General features: G+C 59.6%; 16 protein-coding genes. 12 read left to right on the top strand and 4 right to left on the bottom strand.

Annotated features, from left to right (window positions below; translation table 11 throughout):
• Nucleotides 1-52 precede the first annotated feature (52 nt).
• A complete protein-coding gene (locus VNT00_RS17665; protein ID WP_325589898.1) occupies nt 53-526 on the bottom strand; it encodes an antibiotic biosynthesis monooxygenase family protein in 474 nt (157 codons plus the stop codon).
• A 160-nt stretch (nt 527-686) separates the two neighbouring features.
• Between VNT00_RS17665 and VNT00_RS17660 the strand changes: the two genes are divergently transcribed.
• From VNT00_RS17660 to VNT00_RS17630, 7 genes are all read left to right on the top strand, one after another.
• On the top strand, nt 687-1166 hold the full coding sequence (locus tag VNT00_RS17660; RefSeq protein WP_325589896.1) for a flavodoxin domain-containing protein: 480 nt from the start codon (nt 687-689) through the stop codon (nt 1164-1166).
• Nucleotides 1167-1176: 10 nt separating this feature from the next.
• A complete protein-coding gene (locus VNT00_RS17655) occupies nt 1177-2448 on the top strand; it encodes an NAD(P)/FAD-dependent oxidoreductase (protein ID WP_325589894.1) in 1272 nt (423 codons plus the stop codon).
• A gap of 10 nt (nt 2449-2458) precedes the next feature.
• Complete coding sequence (locus VNT00_RS17650; RefSeq protein WP_325589892.1) at nt 2459-3151, top strand: dienelactone hydrolase family protein; 693 nt, start codon at nt 2459-2461, stop codon at nt 3149-3151.
• Between the two features lie 102 nt (nt 3152-3253).
• The gene (locus VNT00_RS17645) at nt 3254-3919 is read left to right on the top strand and encodes a cupin domain-containing protein (protein WP_325589889.1); all 666 of its coding nucleotides are present in this window, start codon (nt 3254-3256) and stop codon (nt 3917-3919) included.
• Nucleotides 3916-4473, top strand: coding sequence for a cupin domain-containing protein (locus VNT00_RS17640; protein WP_325589887.1), 558 nt, complete (start codon nt 3916-3918; stop codon nt 4471-4473). The genes VNT00_RS17645 and VNT00_RS17640 overlap by 4 nt, the downstream gene beginning before the upstream one ends.
• A gap of 106 nt (nt 4474-4579) precedes the next feature.
• Nucleotides 4580-5797 (top strand): OmpP1/FadL family transporter, encoded by a 1218-nt coding sequence (locus VNT00_RS17635; protein WP_325589885.1) that lies wholly within the window; start codon nt 4580-4582, stop codon nt 5795-5797.
• Between the two features lie 62 nt (nt 5798-5859).
• Nucleotides 5860-6609: a class II aldolase/adducin family protein gene (locus tag VNT00_RS17630; protein WP_325589883.1), complete on the top strand. Its 750-nt coding sequence runs from the start codon at nt 5860-5862 to the stop codon at nt 6607-6609.
• Between the two features lie 87 nt (nt 6610-6696).
• Here VNT00_RS17630 and VNT00_RS17625 read toward each other — a convergent pair whose 3' ends face one another.
• The gene (locus VNT00_RS17625; protein WP_325589881.1) at nt 6697-8520 is read right to left on the bottom strand and encodes an ABC transporter ATP-binding protein; all 1824 of its coding nucleotides are present in this window, start codon (nt 8518-8520) and stop codon (nt 6697-6699) included.
• Between the two features lie 14 nt (nt 8521-8534).
• Nucleotides 8535-9461: a LysR family transcriptional regulator gene (locus VNT00_RS17620; protein ID WP_325589879.1), complete on the bottom strand. Its 927-nt coding sequence runs from the start codon at nt 9459-9461 to the stop codon at nt 8535-8537.
• A gap of 144 nt (nt 9462-9605) precedes the next feature.
• Here VNT00_RS17620 and VNT00_RS17615 point away from each other — a divergent pair, with 144 nt between their 5' ends.
• Nucleotides 9606-10811, top strand: coding sequence for an MFS transporter (locus VNT00_RS17615; RefSeq protein WP_325589966.1), 1206 nt, complete (start codon nt 9606-9608; stop codon nt 10809-10811).
• A gap of 32 nt (nt 10812-10843) precedes the next feature.
• Here the strand turns inward: VNT00_RS17615 and VNT00_RS17610 are convergent, their stop codons facing one another.
• Nucleotides 10844-11614, bottom strand: coding sequence for an IclR family transcriptional regulator (locus VNT00_RS17610; protein ID WP_325589877.1), 771 nt, complete (start codon nt 11612-11614; stop codon nt 10844-10846).
• Between the two features lie 124 nt (nt 11615-11738).
• Here VNT00_RS17610 and VNT00_RS17605 point away from each other — a divergent pair, with 124 nt between their 5' ends.
• The 4 genes from VNT00_RS17605 to VNT00_RS17590 are packed head-to-tail and all read left to right on the top strand — an operon-like array spanning nt 11739 to nt 15841.
• The gene (locus VNT00_RS17605) at nt 11739-12890 is read left to right on the top strand and encodes an ABC transporter substrate-binding protein (protein WP_325589875.1); all 1152 of its coding nucleotides are present in this window, start codon (nt 11739-11741) and stop codon (nt 12888-12890) included.
• A gap of 26 nt (nt 12891-12916) precedes the next feature.
• Nucleotides 12917-13435 carry a VOC family protein gene (locus VNT00_RS17600; protein ID WP_325589873.1) on the top strand — a complete coding sequence of 173 codons (519 nt, stop codon included), beginning with the start codon at nt 12917-12919 and terminating at the stop codon, nt 13433-13435.
• Between the two features lies 1 nt (nt 13436).
• Nucleotides 13437-14786: a fumarylacetoacetase gene (gene fahA / locus VNT00_RS17595; RefSeq protein ID WP_325589871.1), complete on the top strand. Its 1350-nt coding sequence runs from the start codon at nt 13437-13439 to the stop codon at nt 14784-14786.
• A gap of 23 nt (nt 14787-14809) precedes the next feature.
• Nucleotides 14810-15841 (top strand): aromatic ring-hydroxylating dioxygenase subunit alpha, encoded by a 1032-nt coding sequence (locus tag VNT00_RS17590; RefSeq protein ID WP_325589869.1) that lies wholly within the window; start codon nt 14810-14812, stop codon nt 15839-15841.
• Nucleotides 15842-15928: the final 87 nt, after the last annotated feature.

The following is a 15928-nucleotide window of genomic DNA, read 5'->3' as shown; positions in this document are numbered from 1 at the left end:
GCATCGCGCGTCGGGGGTTATCGTTCAAATTTTTCGCGGCGTTGTCCTGAAATCAGGCGACGCACAAGTTCTTGACGGTAAGCCTTTGGAAAAGGTGGGGCGATGTGGCGGCGCTTTCTGGATAGTTTCCGAGTTTCGAGTGGAAAACAGGATTATTAAAGGCGGCGCGAAACGCTTCTATGTTCTCCCAGATTGCGCAATTCAGGAATGTGGTACTGCCTGCTATGCCTCTATGCAGCTGCGTTGAAATGAACCCAGGCTGCGATTTGAAGTAATTGGCGTCGTCTTCCCAGGCGGCCAGCAACGCATCGACGTCGGCTTCGGCGACATGAAACACATTGGCGAGAGTCAGCGGCCCTTCGACCGACGATGCCAGTTGATCGCGGATCCCGACAGCAGGATCCAGCTCCACGAATTTGACCATTTCCATTTCCTTGAGCAAATAGTTTAAGAATGATGTTGCCCGTCGGGATGCTGCATCGTGCCTGCAATAGGTGACGGCTCGGGCGTGGCGATGCAAGGACACGGTCCTTAGCCTGTTTGCTGCAGCCCAGCGGGTGACCGAAATATCCCATGCCGCGTTGATGCTGTCTGCCCCCTGTTTACCCTAATTGACAAGTGTTTGTCGAAATCGGAGAATTGCACTCATCGAGAACATTGCCTTGCTATCGAAGGAGCCGTTGTCAGTGAGTCACGTAATCACCATTCTTGTCGCCACCATGAGCGGGACGGCGGAGCTTGTGGCGGATGAAGTTGCCGCTGTGTTCGAAGACGCCGCCTATATCCCAAGGATCATGTTGATGGACAAAGCAACGAGCTCGGATCTGAAACCGGGTTCGTATCTCATATGCACGTCGACGCATGGAACGGGAGATGTGCCGGACAACGGCAAACCGTTTTACTCCGAGCTCGAGAAAAGCAGACCAAGTCTAAAGGGAGTTCTTTACGGCGTGATCAGCCTTGGGGACAGCATGTATCCGAACACCTTCTGTTTTGGTGGCAAGCGGTTCGATGAGCTCTTCGAGGCGCTGGGCGCCAAGCGTGTGGGGGAGCGGCTCGAGCATGATCGGCGCTCGGGGATATACCCCGAGGACATTGCGCGTGAATGGGCTGCTGAATGGATCACGCTTCTGGCACGGCGCAGTTCGGAAACCCAGGCGTCTTGAAGGACTATGAATGAAGAAGTTTGATTACGTGGTAATCGGGGGCGGGCCTGCCGGCGGCGCTGCCGCAATCGAACTGGCGCGAAACGTAGATCGCCCATCTGTTGCGCTGATCGGCGAGGAATCGTTTACGCCATACGAGCGGCCACCGCTTTCGAAGGCCACGTTGGCGGCCCTGCCCGGCCAGCATAAGCCACAGCTCCTGTTCGGCAGCGCGGACGACCTGGCGGCTGCCGGCGTGACGCCGTTTATTCCGGCCAGGGCCGTGCGTGTGGACCCGGCTACCCGGGTAGTGGAGTTGGCGTCGGGCGTGTGTATGGGGTATGGCAGCTTGTTGTTCGCAACGGGCGCTGCACCGCGAAGATTGTCGACACCAGGAGCGACGCTAGGGGGTATTCATTATCTGCGCACCTTCGATCATGCCTTGGCGTTGTCGGCGGAGCTGGGCCCAGGCAAAAAGATTGTTGTTGTCGGCGGTGGCTTCATTGGGCTGGAGGTCAGCGCTACAGCGCGCAAGGCCGGCTGCAAGGCAACCGTGGTCGAGGCCGGCCTGCGGCTGATGGCGCGTGGGGTGCCGGAGGTGATCTCTCGTGCAGTGAAAGAAAAGTTCCAGACGGAAGGCGTCAACTTGATCTTAGGCAAGACCGTGCATGCATTCCATGGAGAGCAGCGGATTCGCGCGGTGGAGCTCGATGACGGCACACTCGTCGAAGCTGATTGCGTGGCGGTTGGCGTCGGCGCGATTCCCAACACGACGTTGGCGCGAGAGGCCGGGCTCGAGATTCGGGACGGGATTGTCGCGGACGCGCTGGGACGGACATCCGATCCATATTGTTTCGCGGCGGGTGACGTGGCGAATCGGCATCAAGGGCTGCCTAGCCACCCGCTGTACATACGCAGGCTAGAGGCGTGGGAGCCGGCGATCGAACAAGCCATTGCAACAGCGAAAGCTATGCGAGGAGAGTCGTGCGAACCAGCAGGCTTCCCGTGGTTGTGGTCGGATCAGTTCGACTGGAATCTGCAGATCGCGGGATATGGCGAGCTTGCGGACACGACGATTACGCGGCCGGGCGCGGAAGCCGGAGCCATGACAGTTTTTCAGCTCTATCGGCAGCGCCTGATTGGCGTGGTGACGCTGAACGAAGGCCGCAACATGACGTTGCTTCGCCGTGCCTTGCAGCGTGGCTTGCCACTTGACGCAAGTAGGCTCGCGGATCCTGGCGTTCCGTTGCGCCAGGCTTTGTCAGAGGCGGCAGCGACGATTTCCCAGTCTTCCGTACATTGAGAGGAAAGTAATGAGCTTCAACGAAGTGATGAATCTGCCCGACGGCGATATGCAGTGTTATGCCGCCGGCGACCGGGACAGCCAAACTCCGGCTGTCATCGTTGTCCAGGAGATATTCGGCGTAAACGCCAACATCCGTAAAACCGTCGATCGTTTTGCGGAAAATGGATTTCACGCGATTGCGCCCGATCTGTTCTGGAGGTTGCGCTCGGGAGTGGAGCTCGATCCTGAGCTGCCGGAATCCCGAGGCGAGGCAATGCGGCTGGCGCAACTTTATAGCGAGGACATCGAGCGGGGAATAGGCGATCTGAGCGTTCTGGTGACCGGGTTGCGCGAGCGGCACAGGAAAGTGGGCATGGTTGGCTACTGCCTGGGTGGGCGCGTCGCGTTCATTGGTTGGCTCAAGTTGGGCCTCGACGCGGTGGCCAGCTATTACGGTGTCGGCCTGGCGCCGTTGCTGGAAAGCATGGTTGCACCGGAGAAACCGTTGTTGATGCATCTGGGCAAGGACGACCCGCTGAATCCGCTGGACGTGCAGGAAGCCATTTCCAGTCGCCTTGGCCAGGAGTCCAATGTCGACGTGCGTTTCTACGAAGGGGTGGGCCACGCCTTTGCCAGGCTGGGCGCAAGCACCTATGTCAAGGGCGCGGCCGGACCCGCCGATGACGCGACGCTTCAGTTCCTGCGCGAACACCTGAAATAGTTGGCTGGGGTGCAGCCAATGCTGGCTGGGTCCTGTCATGTTGGAGAAGAGCCCCAGCAGTCGCATCGCTGCCGGAGGCGTAGAAACTTGAGGAGATGAACGATGAATGATTCACAGAATGTCGAGCCGGTAATGCCGGCGCCAAAGCCTGGGAAGCACCCGATGAAGACCAATGTGTACTTGCAGGCTAGGCACTCGAATGCGCAACTGCTTCCGCTGTTCCCTTATGACGGGGCCGGCGATATGGTGCCGGCCTGCGCATCCATGCGCGGCTTTCCGGGCGGACCGGGAATTGGCTACTTTCAACACACCAATACGGTCGACGAGATCATGGTGTCGTTCGGATCGACGGGCGATATTCGATCTGGCGATGTTGCGGTTGGTTCGAGGACGCACGGCGTTGGCGGATGGGGGGCGACGCATGAGTTCTTTGCCGTCATGTCGATCACGCAAAGGCAGATGGAGGGCCCGGGGCAGACCGAGGCGCTGGCATTCATCTGCGAAGGGTGCGGCGCGGAAATAGACCGGATTGATTATCCAGGGCAGGTCGGTGCTGATGATCGCAGGCAATTTCCCGCAATGCCAACCATTGACTACAGTGCAAAGTGGGCAACCCAGTACAACGAAAGCGAAGCGCTGCGCACCTGCAAGGCGTGTGGTTGCGTCAACAAACCGTTTCCGACGTATATCTGGGGATGGGATCGTTATATGTTCAACACTGGCGTCGTTGAAGAGGCGCGTGCCGCACTGGAGGAAGCAGCAAAATGAGTTCGATCGAAATTCGCCGAAAAAACCAATTGAACCTCTTTCGCGAAAAAGCGAAGTATCACGATTACGATGAAGCGCCTTTATTGAAGGAAGACGTGGATCCGCAGCTTCATGCAAGCCTGAATACTGTTGATCAGCCGTTCTACCTGATTTGCGAGAAAGATACTGTTCTGGCTGCCGTGTCGGGTAGTGCGAAGGTGGTATTTCGCGACTCCTCGATACGTTATTTCGAGCTTGGTCCTGGGGATCATGTGTATGTTCCGGGCGGCATCCCGCATCGCATCGAGTGCTCGCAAGAGTCGTTGCACCTTCGCTACAAAGCACGTGTCTCGGGGCTTGAGGCCATTGCATGGTTTTGTGAAAGTTGTGGGAACGAGGTGGACCGTTATACCTGGGACAACGCAAAGCAGTCGCCACAGGCTGGATACAGGATCGGCTCGAATCGCTTCAATGCGGATGCCAGCCGTCGCGTATGTTCACACTGCGGCGTGGCGCACGCCCCGCTTGACTTGACCCGCTTCCGTTGGGATCAGTTCCCGGACATCAGCGCTTAAAACCAAAATTTTTTCGGCCAGCACTGCTGGAAATGCCGATCAGGGGGCGGCCTTCTGATCGCTTGGATTCGTGCGGCCATATGAATCGAAATATAAGGAGGAGACAGTGAGCAATCTATTCAAATATAAGCTTGGAAAACCTGTTGCCAGCATTTGCGTGGCCATGGCGATTTCGGCTGGCATGGCGGACGTTTGTTGGGCAGGAACCGGGTTGTACACGACGGGATACGGAACGAGAGAGCAGGGCATGGGCGGGGTCGGCATAGCGACCGGAGAATCCGGCCTTGCGCCGGCAGTGAACCCGGCCGGCATCGCCTTTTCAGGCGATCGGTTGGATATCGGCGGTGGCTTGCTTATCATCAATGCCGGGTCGACAAGCAATGGCACAACCTACGCCGGGAAGACGGGATTCGTGCCGCTACCGGAATTCGGTTACGTGCATTCGCTATCTCCCTCTCTTGTATTCGGTGTGGCTTCCTGGACATCGGGGGCGCAAATCGATTATGGAACGCCATTTGGCAGCATTCCAGGAAACTCGGACACGTCCGCCCAGGCCATCTTCCTGCACGTTGCGCCCACCGCCGCATACCGCTTCGGCCTTGGAGGCCAGAAGAACAACGCCATCTCATTGGCGCTGGTCGGCGCACTTTCTACGCTTGATGCCAAAGGCATTGAGGCGCAGACCAGCCAGTCGAACCAGGGGCGTGCCTGGGCGCCAGGCTACGGTTTCAAGGTTGGCTGGATGAGCCAGATCACATCACAGTTTGCCCTGGGCGCGTTCTATTCATCGAAGATCTCGTACTCTTCCTGGAGCCGGTACAGCAAGATTTTTGCGGATGGAGCACGGTTCGAAGAGCCGGAGCAGTACGGCATTGGCGTTGCCTTCCGGCCAACCCCGAAATGGCTGCTGGGATTCGACTGGATCCGCTTTAACTACGGCGATACGCATGTCCTGGGAAACCCGGTTACCTTTGCCGAACCTCTCGGCAGCCCCAACGGGGCGGGCCAGGGCTTCAACAATATCAATGCCTATCGCTTTGGCGTGCAATACGACTTGACCGACCGGATCACAGTCCGGGGCGGCTTCGAGTACACCGATCAACTCATGTCGTCGGACAACACCGGATTCGGATTCCTGGTTCCGGTTCCAGCCAATCGTACCTACACGTTGGGTGGCACTTATAAGATCGACAAGAGTTCAGCATTGTCGTTTTCGTGGGCAATATCGCCACGTGTGCAAGTTACGGGCACGGGGATTAGCACAGGGGCTAATCCGTATGCTCAAGACAATGTCATTTCATTCTCGTATACGAAAAGGCTATAGCGCTTGATTCGTTATACCCGCGGCACGTGGTGCCGCGGCCCATTGAAGAGGATCCGGAACGTATGTCCGCCAGCCACCCCAACCCCATTGCGCCGCCCGACGCGGCATTGATTGACGATCTCGTCTACGCTAACCGCATTCTGTTCGATCAGGGCATTGTCGATGCGTTCGGCCACGTCAGTGTCCGTCATGACAAAGATCCGAACAAGTTTCTTCTTGCCCGGAATATGGCGCCTGGTACCGTTACCCGTGGCGACATCATCGAATTTTCTTTGGACGGCGTTCCAATCGATGGCGGTGGCCGTGCTGTCTACCTCGAACGATTCATCCACGGCGAAATTTACAGGTCTCGCCAAGACGTGCATGCAATCGTTCACAGCCATTCGCCTACCGTCCTGCCGTTCAGCGTGGTGAAGAATGTTCCACTCAGGCCGCTCTGCCATATGAGCGGCTTCCTGGGCAAGGAAACACCTGTCTTTGAAATCCGCGAAGTCGCCGGCGACGCGACAGACCTGTTGATTCGTGATAGCTACCTGGGATCCGCTTTGGCACGCAAGCTTGGCAATTCAACATTGGTGCTGATGCGCGGACACGGATCTACCGTCGTAGGCCCGACCTTGAAACATGCGGTATATCGCGCTGTGTACACGGAAGCCAATGCATGCCTGCAACTTGAAGCATCTCGTCTGGGCGAGGCAATCTATCTTAGCGAAAAAGAGGCGGATGCCGCGTGCCGCAATATTGAAACCCAGATCGAGCGTCCGTGGGCTTTATGGAAGAAACGCGTCCAAGACGACATTCAACGGCGATGAAGCGCGCAATTCTGGCCATTTGGCTCGAACCGGGCAGCAGGTAAAATTGCCAAGGCAGATGGTGGCTCGTTATGGAGTGTCTAGCTCCTACTGAAGAAACCCGCCGCTCTGGCGCCGCCACAGCCTTGCATACATACCGTTTTTCTCCAGCAGCTCGGCATGGCTGCCCTCCTCGACGATACGTCCTTCGTCCAGGACGATGAGGCGATCCATGGCGGCGACGGTGGAAAGGCGGTGGGCGATGGCGATGACGGTCTTGCCTTCCATCATTTTGTAAAGGCTTTCCTGGATGGCGGCTTCGACTTCGGAATCGAGCGCGCTGGTTGCCTCGTCCAGCAGCAGGATGGGCGCGTTCTTGAGCATGACCCGGGCGATGGCGATGCGCTGGCGCTGGCCGCCCGAGAGCTTCACGCCCCGTTCGCCCACCAGGGTGTCGTAGCCGCTGTTGCCTTGCGGGTCGCTCAATAGCTGGATGAAGTCGTGGGCCTGGGCGCTGATGGCGGCGGCCTGGATCTCCGCGTCGCTGGCATCGGGGCGGCCATACACGATGTTGTCGTGGATCGAACGGTGCAGCAGGGACGTGTCCTGGGTGACCATGCCGATGGCGGCGCGCAGGCTGTCCTGGGTGACGTGGGCGATGTCCTGGCCGTCGATGCGTATGCGGCCGCCATTCACGTCATGGAAGCGCAGCAACAGACTGATCAGGGTGGATTTGCCCGCTCCGGAACGGCCCACCAGTCCGACTTTCTCGCCGGGGCGCACAGTCAGGTTCAAACCGTCGAATACCTGGCGTTCGCCGTTGTAATTGAAGGCGATGCGGTCGAACGCCACTTTGCCGTGTGCCACCTTCAGTTCGGGGGCGCCCGGCGCGTCCTGCACCTGGGCCGGCCGCGTCAGTGTGGAGATGCCGTCCTGCACGGTGCCGATGTTCTCGAACAGCGAGGTCAGTTCCCACATGATCCACTGCGACATGCCGTTTACCCGCAAGGCCATTGCGGTCACGGCGGCGACCGCGCCGGCGCCGATCTGGCCGCCGTGCCAGAGCCACAGGGCGTAGCCGCCCGCGCCAAGAATCAACCCCGTGACCAGGGTCTGGTTCGTGATCTCGAACTGGCTGACCAGGCGCATTTGGCGATAGCCGGTGTCCTTGAAGTCTTCCATGGCCGCGCGCGCGAACCGGGCTTCGCGACGAGTGTGCGAGAACAGCTTGACGGTGGCGATGTTGGCATAGGCATCCGTGATGCGGCCGGTCATGGATGAGCGGGCGTGGGCCTGCTCCTGCCCGACTTTGCCCAGGCGCGGCACGAAGTAGCGCATGGCCAGCCCGTACAGCACGATCCACGCGATGAAGGGAATCATCAGCCGCAAGTCGAAGCTGCCCGCCAGCGCGATGATGGTGAAGAAGTACACGCCGATGCCGACCACGATTTCGAACACGGTGAGAAGCACGTCGCGCACGGCCAGCGCGGTCTGCATGACTTTCGTGGTGACGCGTCCGGCGAATTCGTCGGCGAAGAAAGACAGGCTTTGCCGCAACATCAGGCGGTGGAAATTCCAGCGCAGCCGGAGCGGCAGGTTGACGGCCAGGACCTGGTGCTGCACCAGGGTGCGCAGGGCTACCAGCACGATGCTGGCCGCCAGCACAATGCCTATGCCCCAAAGCACCTGGCGCTCATGGGCCGATGCCGGCCCGCCGACCTGCCAGGCGGAGAGAAGGTCCACCACTTGCCCCAGGAAGGCGAACAGCCACGCCTCGTAGATCGATACCCCGGCGCTCAATACCGCCAGCGCAAGCAGATAGCGCCGGGAGCCCCGTGTGCAGCACCATAGGAATGGCAGCAGGCCGCGCGGCGGCAATCGGGGATCTTCGGGCGGGAAGGGATCGAGTAGTGGTTCAATCCGGCTCAACAAGTTCGTCTCCGATGCTATGAGAATTTGCCCTTGGCACTGCGCCTGACGGGGCCAGCCAGACGCAGTGCGTCGACGACCAGCGAGAAGGCGGGCGATGGCTGTCGGCGGCTGGGGTAATACAGATGGTAACCCGTGAATTTCGGGCACCAGTCCTGCAGCACGGAGACAAGCCGGCCGGCTTCGATGTGCGGCATCAACTCATCTTCCGGCAGCAGCGCGATACCCAGTCCGGCCAGCGCCGCATCCACTTGGGGCTGCGTGGTGTTGAAGATCAACGGGCCGTCCACATGCACGTTTACCTGCTGGCCACGGTGTTCGAAGTCCCAGACGTACAGCCCGCCGGAGGTGGGCATGCGCTGGTTGATGCAGCGGTGCGCCGTGAGGTCGCGAGGCGTCTTGGGAACAGGGTGGGCGGCAAAGTACTCCGGCGAGGCCGCGACCGCAAGGCGCAGCGGCGGACCGATGGGCAGGGCGATCATGTCTTTGTCGATGGTGTTGCCCAGGCGCACGCCGGCATCGAAGCGATCGGCCACGATGTCGCGGAAGCCGTAGTTCACATCGAACTCCAGCTTGATGTCAGGGTATTCGCGCAACAGCGGCGTGAGCTTGGGCAGCAGAATGCTGTGCAGAACATAGTCGCCGCAGGTGATCCGCACCGTGCCCGCGGGTTTGTCGCGCAGGTCGGTGAGCTCGTCCAGTTCCGCCTCGATTTCGTCGAAGCGATGGCCGATCGCGTTCAGCAGCCGTTCTCCCGCCGTGGTGGGCGACACACTCCGTGTGGTGCGCGTGAGCAGGCGGATTTCGAGCCTTGCTTCCAGACCGCTGATGGCTTGGCTGAGCGCCGACTGGGTGACACCCAGCAATGCTGCCGCGCGCGTGAAGCTACCCTCGCGCGCCACGGTGACGAATGACAGGAGATCGTTGAAGTTGCGTTTGGCCACGTTTTCAGTTTCCCATGAATTATTTATTAGTACAACTTATAAGGGTTTTAAGTATTGATTAGCTAGTAGGATGGTCAGGCTCCCGCCAGAATATCGGCTATGAATGAATCGATTTCCGCGACTGCCACAGTGATCGACGCCCGGATGGGCGATGCCGAAACCCATAACGATGTCGCAGGACACCCGGCGTCCTGGAGCGGCGTCTTCGCCATGTCGGTTTGCGCATTCGCGCTGATCGCATCGGAATTCCTGCCGGTCAGCTTGTTGACGCCCATGGCGGACGACCTGCGGGTCACCGAAGGCATGGCGGGCCAGGGCATCGCCATTTCCGGCGCATTCGCCGTGCTCACGAGCTTGTTCATATCCGCGCTGGCCGGCGGCCTGAACCGCAAGGCGCTTTTGCTGCTGCTGACGGCGGCCATGGGCGTGTCCGGCGCCATTATCGCGCTGACGCCGAATTATCTCGTCTATATGCTGGGACGGGCGCTGATCGGCGTGGTCGTCGGCGGCTTCTGGTCCATGTCGGCGGCCACGGCCATCCGACTGGTGCCTGCGCGGGATGTCCCGCGCGCCCTGGCCATCGTCAATGGCGGCAACGCGCTGGCTACGGTGGTCGCTGCGCCATTGGGCGCTTATCTGGGTACCGTTATCGGCTGGCGCGGCGCTTTTCTTTGCCTTGTGCCTGTCGCCCTGCTTGCACTGGTCTGGCAATGGATCACGCTGCCTTCCATGCCGGCGGCGGAGCGTGCGCCCGGCACCGGCAATCTGTTCAAGGCATTCATACTGCTCAAGCGCCCGGGCGTTGCCGTGGGCATGTTGGCCAGCAGCCTGCTGTTCATGGGGCAGTTTTCGCTGTTCACTTACGTAAGGCCGTTTCTGGAGACGGTCACGGGAGCGCATGGGGCCACGCTATCGCTCATCTTGCTCGTGATCGGCGCAGCGGGCTTCATCGGCACGGTGCTTATCGGCAGAGCTCTGCAGCGGGGCTTCTACCAGACGCTGATCGTCATTCCGTTGCTGATGGCCGTGACGGCCCTGGCATTGATCGCCCTTGGCGGCTGGATGGCTGCCGTCGTCGTGTTGCTTGGTTTGTGGGGATTGGCGGGCACTTCCGCGCCTGTGGGCTGGTGGGCGTGGCTTGCCAGGGTCTTCCCCGGAGATGCCGAAGCCGGCGGCGGCCTGTTCGTCGCGGTTGTCCAGTTGTCCATTGCGCTGGGCTCCACTGCGGGCGGCCTGCTGTTCGACCACACCGGCTATCAGAGCACATTCGTCGCGAGCGCCGCGCTGCTGGCAATCTGCGCCGTCCTGACGGCCTTGACCGCCCGAAGGACCGGGGCGCATGGTGTCTGAGCGGCGGAATCCCCGATTTGAAGTACGGCGCCTTAAATTGCCTGCTGTATGCGCGTGCTGATCTCGTCCGCGCTTTGCATCACCAGGTTCGCCAGGACCTCGGGGGCCATATCGGGTGCATGCTCGGTGGAATAAATCAGTACCAGGCTGCCCACGATTTCGGTGTTCTCGCTGAATACCGGGACGGCAATGCCCGTTATGCCCGGATCGAGCTGGTCGTGCGAGATGTAATGGCCGGCGGCTCGAATGGCTTTCAGTTCTTTGTTGAAGGCCTTCCAATCGGCGCCTATGGCCAGCGCGTCTTCTCGCTGTTCTTCATTGTCCAATGCCGCTTCGTACAGGCGCTTGAGTTTGCGCTTGTTCATGTAGGCTAGGACGATATGGGCCTGCGCGCCCTTGAACAACGGCATCCTCATCCCTTTCGTGTATGAAAGCTTGATCGGGTACGCCCCTGTGATGTGCAGCATATTGACGATGGTGTATTCGTAGATATTGCACAGCAGCACGTTGCAGCCCGTGGATGTGGCCAGCTTTTCCATCAAGTCTCTGCCCGCCCTGAGAATGGGGTCGTAGGACTGGATCAGGTATTCGAGCTCGATTATTTTCGGGCCGAGCCGATAGCGTCCCGACGAGTTGCGCAACAGTAAGCCGGCGCGGGAAAGGTCGCTGACGTAACGGTAGGTCGAGGCAATGCTCATGTCCAGCGCAGCGGCGATGTCGTCGACGGTTACGTGGATTTTTTCTTTGGTGAACAGGTTCAGGATGTCGACGACGCGACTGATGACGAATGAAGGCCGGGACATAGTGGAAATACCTTAAGGGAAAACACGGATTATGTAGCAGTAAATATCGTTGACTTGCCTGACAATAAAAAATAGACTGTTTTTATCCATTATGGATAAAAAAGTAATTTTTAAAGGAGAGGCAATGCGACTGTTATTCAAGCTGATGCTGGGATTCACCACCATGATGGCAATTACGCAGGCCAATGCCGACATCAATGTGGGGGTCATTGTTTCGTTGACGGGACCGGCGGCGTCCGCAGGCATTCCCGAGCGCGACTCCATTGTATTATGGTCAAAACACATAGCCGGCCATAAGGTGAACCTCACCATCCTGGACGATGCCTCCGACCCATCCAAGACCACCGCCGCCGCCCGAAAGCTCGTTACCGAGAAAAACGTCGACGTCCTGATCGGAGCCTCGGTGACGCCCACCACGCTGGCGGCCTTGCAGGTCGCCGCCGAAACCCATACTCCGCTTATCTCCATTGCCGGCGGCGGCGCCATCGTGAATCCGCAGGACGACATACGCAAGTGGGCGTTCAAAATGCCGCCCCCCGAGGAAATTCCTCTAGGCATGATCTACGACACCATGAAAAAGCAGGGCAAAAAAAGCCTGGCTATTGTGGCCATGAGCAACGCCTATGGGCAAACTTTTGTCGACATTGCACAGAAAACCGTTGGGAAAGCGGGTATTGATTTGGTTCGCGTAGAGCGTTTTGGCGCAGCCGACACCAGCTTCGTGTCGCAGGCCATGAAGCTTATCCATGCCAAGCCCGACGCCATACTGATCGTTGCCGCCGGCAGCCCCGCGGTGATGCCGCAGCTGGAGCTCAAGAGCCGCGGCTACGACGGCATGATTTTCCAAACGCAAGCGGTCGCCGGCAACGACTTCCTCCGGCTGGGGGGCAAGGCATTGAACGGCACGTACATGCCGGTTTCGCCGTTCCTGGTTGCCGAGCAGCTTCCCGACGGCAATCCGACGAAGGTAACCGGAAAACGCTATGTCGACCTTTACGAGGCCAAGTATGGGCCGGGCAGCCGTTCGCTGTTCGGCGGCTGCGCCTGGGACACTCTTCTGCTGCTGGAAGATGCGGCCAAGCGGGTGCCGAAAACGGCCCAACCGGGAACTCCCGCGTTCCGGGCCGCTTTGCGCGATGCGCTCGAGCACACTCACGAGCTGGTCCTGACGCAAGGGGTCTACAACATGACGCCCGCCGATCACAACGGCGCCGATGCGCGCAGCCAGGTCATGGTGCGTATCGAAGATGGCAAGTGGCGCTACGTCGCGCAATAAATGGCCATAACCGGAACGATAATCAAATGCCCATCAATTCTGCGCCAATCCGCATCAAGCAACTGCATCACTTCGCATACCGATGCCGGGATGCGGAAGAAACCCGGCACTTTTACGAAGACCTGCTGGGTCTGCCGCTGGTTCACGTCATCCAGGCCGATAACGTGCCCAGTACCGGCGAATACTGCCCTTACGTGCATATTTTTTTTGAAATGGCCGATGGTTCGTGCATTGCGTTTTTTGATCTGGGCGACAATGAAAAAGCCCTGCCGTCTCCAAATACGCCAAGCTGGGTCAACCATATCGCCGTCCAGGTGGATACGGAGGCCGAATTGCAGATGGCGTCCCAACGTCTGGCCGGGGCGGGCTACGAGGTTGTCGGCGTGACGGACCATCATTTCGTCAAGTCCATTTATGTCTTCGACCCGAATGGGTTGCGGCTGGAGCTCACCACCCCCGTAGGCGATCCCGGTTTTCTGGAACACGCCCGCGATACGGCGCACCAGAAACTGCGGGCCTGGATCAAGCGCAGGCAGGAGGGCTGACGTGATCAATGAAACGCACGATCCGCAGCGGAGAAGCTGGGTCGAGTCCGCCAATGTCCCGGAGCAGGATTTCCCTTTGCAAAACCTGCCTGTAGGCCTGTTTTCCCGGGATGGTTCTTTGGCGCCGCGTCCTGGCATCGCCATCGGCGACCAGGTGCTTGATCTGGCCGAGTGCGCTGAGATGCGGCTTATTCCCGACGAGAGGCTTTCCTCCTTGTTGCGCGCCTGCGTGGAAAGCCGTGCGCTCAACCCATTGATGGCCGCAGGCAAATCCGTGGCGCAGGCGTTGCGCAACGCGGCCTTCCGCTTGCTGGACGGGCAGCACAGCCAGGCAATCGCCACACCGGATTGGCGCGGACGGGTGCTTGTTCGCGCAAGCGACGTGCAGATGCACCTGCCTTGCCGAATCGGCGACTATACCGACTTCTTGACTTCCGCGTACCACACTGAACGCCATGGCCGCTTCAAGGGCCTGGAGGTGCCTTTGCCCCCGGTATTCAAAAGCCTGCCCGTGGCTTATCATGGCCGCGCCTCTTCCATACGCGTAAGCGGTCACCATGTGCAACGGCCCCACGGCCAGTGGCGCGGGGCCGACGGCCAGGTCTGTTTCGGCGCGGCGCAAGCCCTGGATTTCGAGCTGGAGCTGGCCGCCTTTGTCGGGCAGGGCAACGAACTGGGCAAGCCGGTTCCGCTGGACGACGCCCCCTCGCATATTTTTGGCTATTGCCTGTTGAACGACTGGTCCAGCAAGCAGGTCCAGTGGTGGGAGCAAATGCTGGGGCCGTTCCTGGGTAAAAGCTTCGGCACGACGATTTCGCCCTGGATCGTCACCGAAGAGGCGTTGGCGCCATTTCGCAAAGCCGCCCCGGCGGGCGACCCGGCGCCGCTGGCCTATCTGGCTTCCGCACGGCATACGGCCCAGGGTCGGTTGAACCTTGCATTGCAAGCCTGCCTGCATACTCCGAGCATGCGCCGGGCCGGCCAGCCGCCCGAGCGCATCGTCGATACTCATCTGGACCATTTGTATTGGACGTTCCCGCAAATGCTGACCCACCACGCCAGCAACGGCTGCAACCTGCAGGCCGGCGATCTTTTGGGCAGCGGTACGGTGTCGGGGCCGAGCCCGGCCAGCATGGCCTGCCTGACGGAAAAAACCGAAGCGGGGCGCGTGCCCTTCATGTTGGCCAACGGAGAAAGCCGCCTTTGGCTTGCCGACGACGATGAAATCATTCTTACCGCCAGGGCGGCCCAAAAAGGATTCGTGTCCATCGGCTTCGGAGAGTGCCGGGCCCGCCTGCTGCCGGCTCGGCAATGGCCCGCAAAGGGGCGCTCGACCGGGCAAGACGGCTGAAACAGAGACCAAAGGAGATCAACATGGAGTACCTTCCGAACCAGTGGTATGCCGCCGCCTGGAGCCACGAGCTGACCCAGGCACTGATGGTCAGAACCCTGCTCGACGAGCCGGTTCTGATGTACCGTACCCAGGACGGGGAGCCTGTCGCCCTTTCCGACCGTTGCCCCCACCGTTTTGCGCCGCTGCATAGCGGAAAGCGCTTCGGCGATGTCGTGCAGTGTCCGTACCATGGTCTGCAATTCGATAAAACCGGCGCCTGTGTAAAAAACCCGATCGGAAATGGCGCCATACCCGCCAAGGCCAGGGCGCGCGTGTTCCCGCTGGCTGAGCGCAACGGTATCGTCTGGATGTGGTTTGGCGATGCCGGGCCCGATCCGGCGCGGATTGTCAACTTCGGCTTTCTGGACGAGCCCGGCAAGTACGCCTATGCCGAAGGCTATATGCAACTGGATGCCAACTACACCCTGGTTTCGGACAATCTGCTCGATTTGAGCCATGCCGAGTTCCTGCATCCGAACCTCGCCAACCCCGGGGCCAATCAACGGGTGAAGTTTTCGGTCGAACAAGAGGGCAATACCGTCCACGCATTCAACCAGCGTCCCAGTGAGCCGCCAACCGTGCTTATCCGGAATGCCTTCAGCGGGAAGCCGCCGGGGGACACCATAGACATGTGGTCCAACACGACGTGGAATCCGCCTTCGTCCATCTGTGTGGAAGTTGGAGGGACACGGCTCGGCGGTAGCAAGGAAGAAGGGGTGAATACCCTGGCGGCGCATCTTATTACCCCTATAAGCAAGAACCGCAGCCATTACTTCTGGAAAATGGCAAGAACATTCCGCCGCGACGAAGCCGAGTTCGGCGAGAAATTCCAAAGCATGGTGCAAAGCGCGTTCTTCACCGAGGACAAGCCCATTATCGAGGCGCAACAAAGGTATATGGAGTTGCCGGATGGCCGGCAGCCCGAATCGGTGCTGCTGCAAAGCGACGGCGCGGCGGTCAGGGCGCGACGGGTCATGGCCTCGCTCATGGAGCAGAACGTTCGAGGCGGTTGATGCGTCGCGCGGCAGGGTCACAATGCTTTTAGAAGGGCTTCAGTTATGTATCCATATAAAGCTGGACAAAAGTACGTACGAAATGCG

The organism is Eoetvoesiella sp., assembly GCF_035555955.1.
Taxonomy (GTDB): Bacteria; Pseudomonadota; Gammaproteobacteria; order Burkholderiales; family Burkholderiaceae_B; genus Eoetvoesia.
This window is presented reverse-complemented; position numbering and strand designations above follow the sequence as displayed.

Excerpts from the sequence above, each read along its gene's own strand:
- VNT00_RS17655 (WP_325589894.1), top strand. The coding sequence starts at position 1,177 with ATGAAGAAGTTTGATTACGTGGTAATCGGGGGCGGGCCTGCCGGCGGC.
- VNT00_RS17615 (WP_325589966.1), top strand. The coding sequence starts at position 9,606 with ATGGGCGATGCCGAAACCCATAACGATGTCGCAGGACACCCGGCGTCC.
- VNT00_RS17605 (WP_325589875.1), top strand. The coding sequence starts at position 11,739 with ATGCGACTGTTATTCAAGCTGATGCTGGGATTCACCACCATGATGGCA.
- VNT00_RS17590 (WP_325589869.1), top strand. The coding sequence starts at position 14,810 with ATGGAGTACCTTCCGAACCAGTGGTATGCCGCCGCCTGGAGCCACGAG.
- VNT00_RS17610 (WP_325589877.1), bottom strand. The coding sequence starts at position 11,614 with ATGTCCCGGCCTTCATTCGTCATCAGTCGCGTCGTCGACATCCTGAAC.
- VNT00_RS17630 (WP_325589883.1), top strand. The coding sequence starts at position 5,860 with ATGTCCGCCAGCCACCCCAACCCCATTGCGCCGCCCGACGCGGCATTG.
- VNT00_RS17640 (WP_325589887.1), top strand. The coding sequence starts at position 3,916 with ATGAGTTCGATCGAAATTCGCCGAAAAAACCAATTGAACCTCTTTCGC.
- VNT00_RS17600 (WP_325589873.1), top strand. The coding sequence starts at position 12,917 with ATGCCCATCAATTCTGCGCCAATCCGCATCAAGCAACTGCATCACTTC.
- VNT00_RS17650 (WP_325589892.1), top strand. The coding sequence starts at position 2,459 with ATGAGCTTCAACGAAGTGATGAATCTGCCCGACGGCGATATGCAGTGT.
- VNT00_RS17645 (WP_325589889.1), top strand. The coding sequence starts at position 3,254 with ATGAATGATTCACAGAATGTCGAGCCGGTAATGCCGGCGCCAAAGCCT.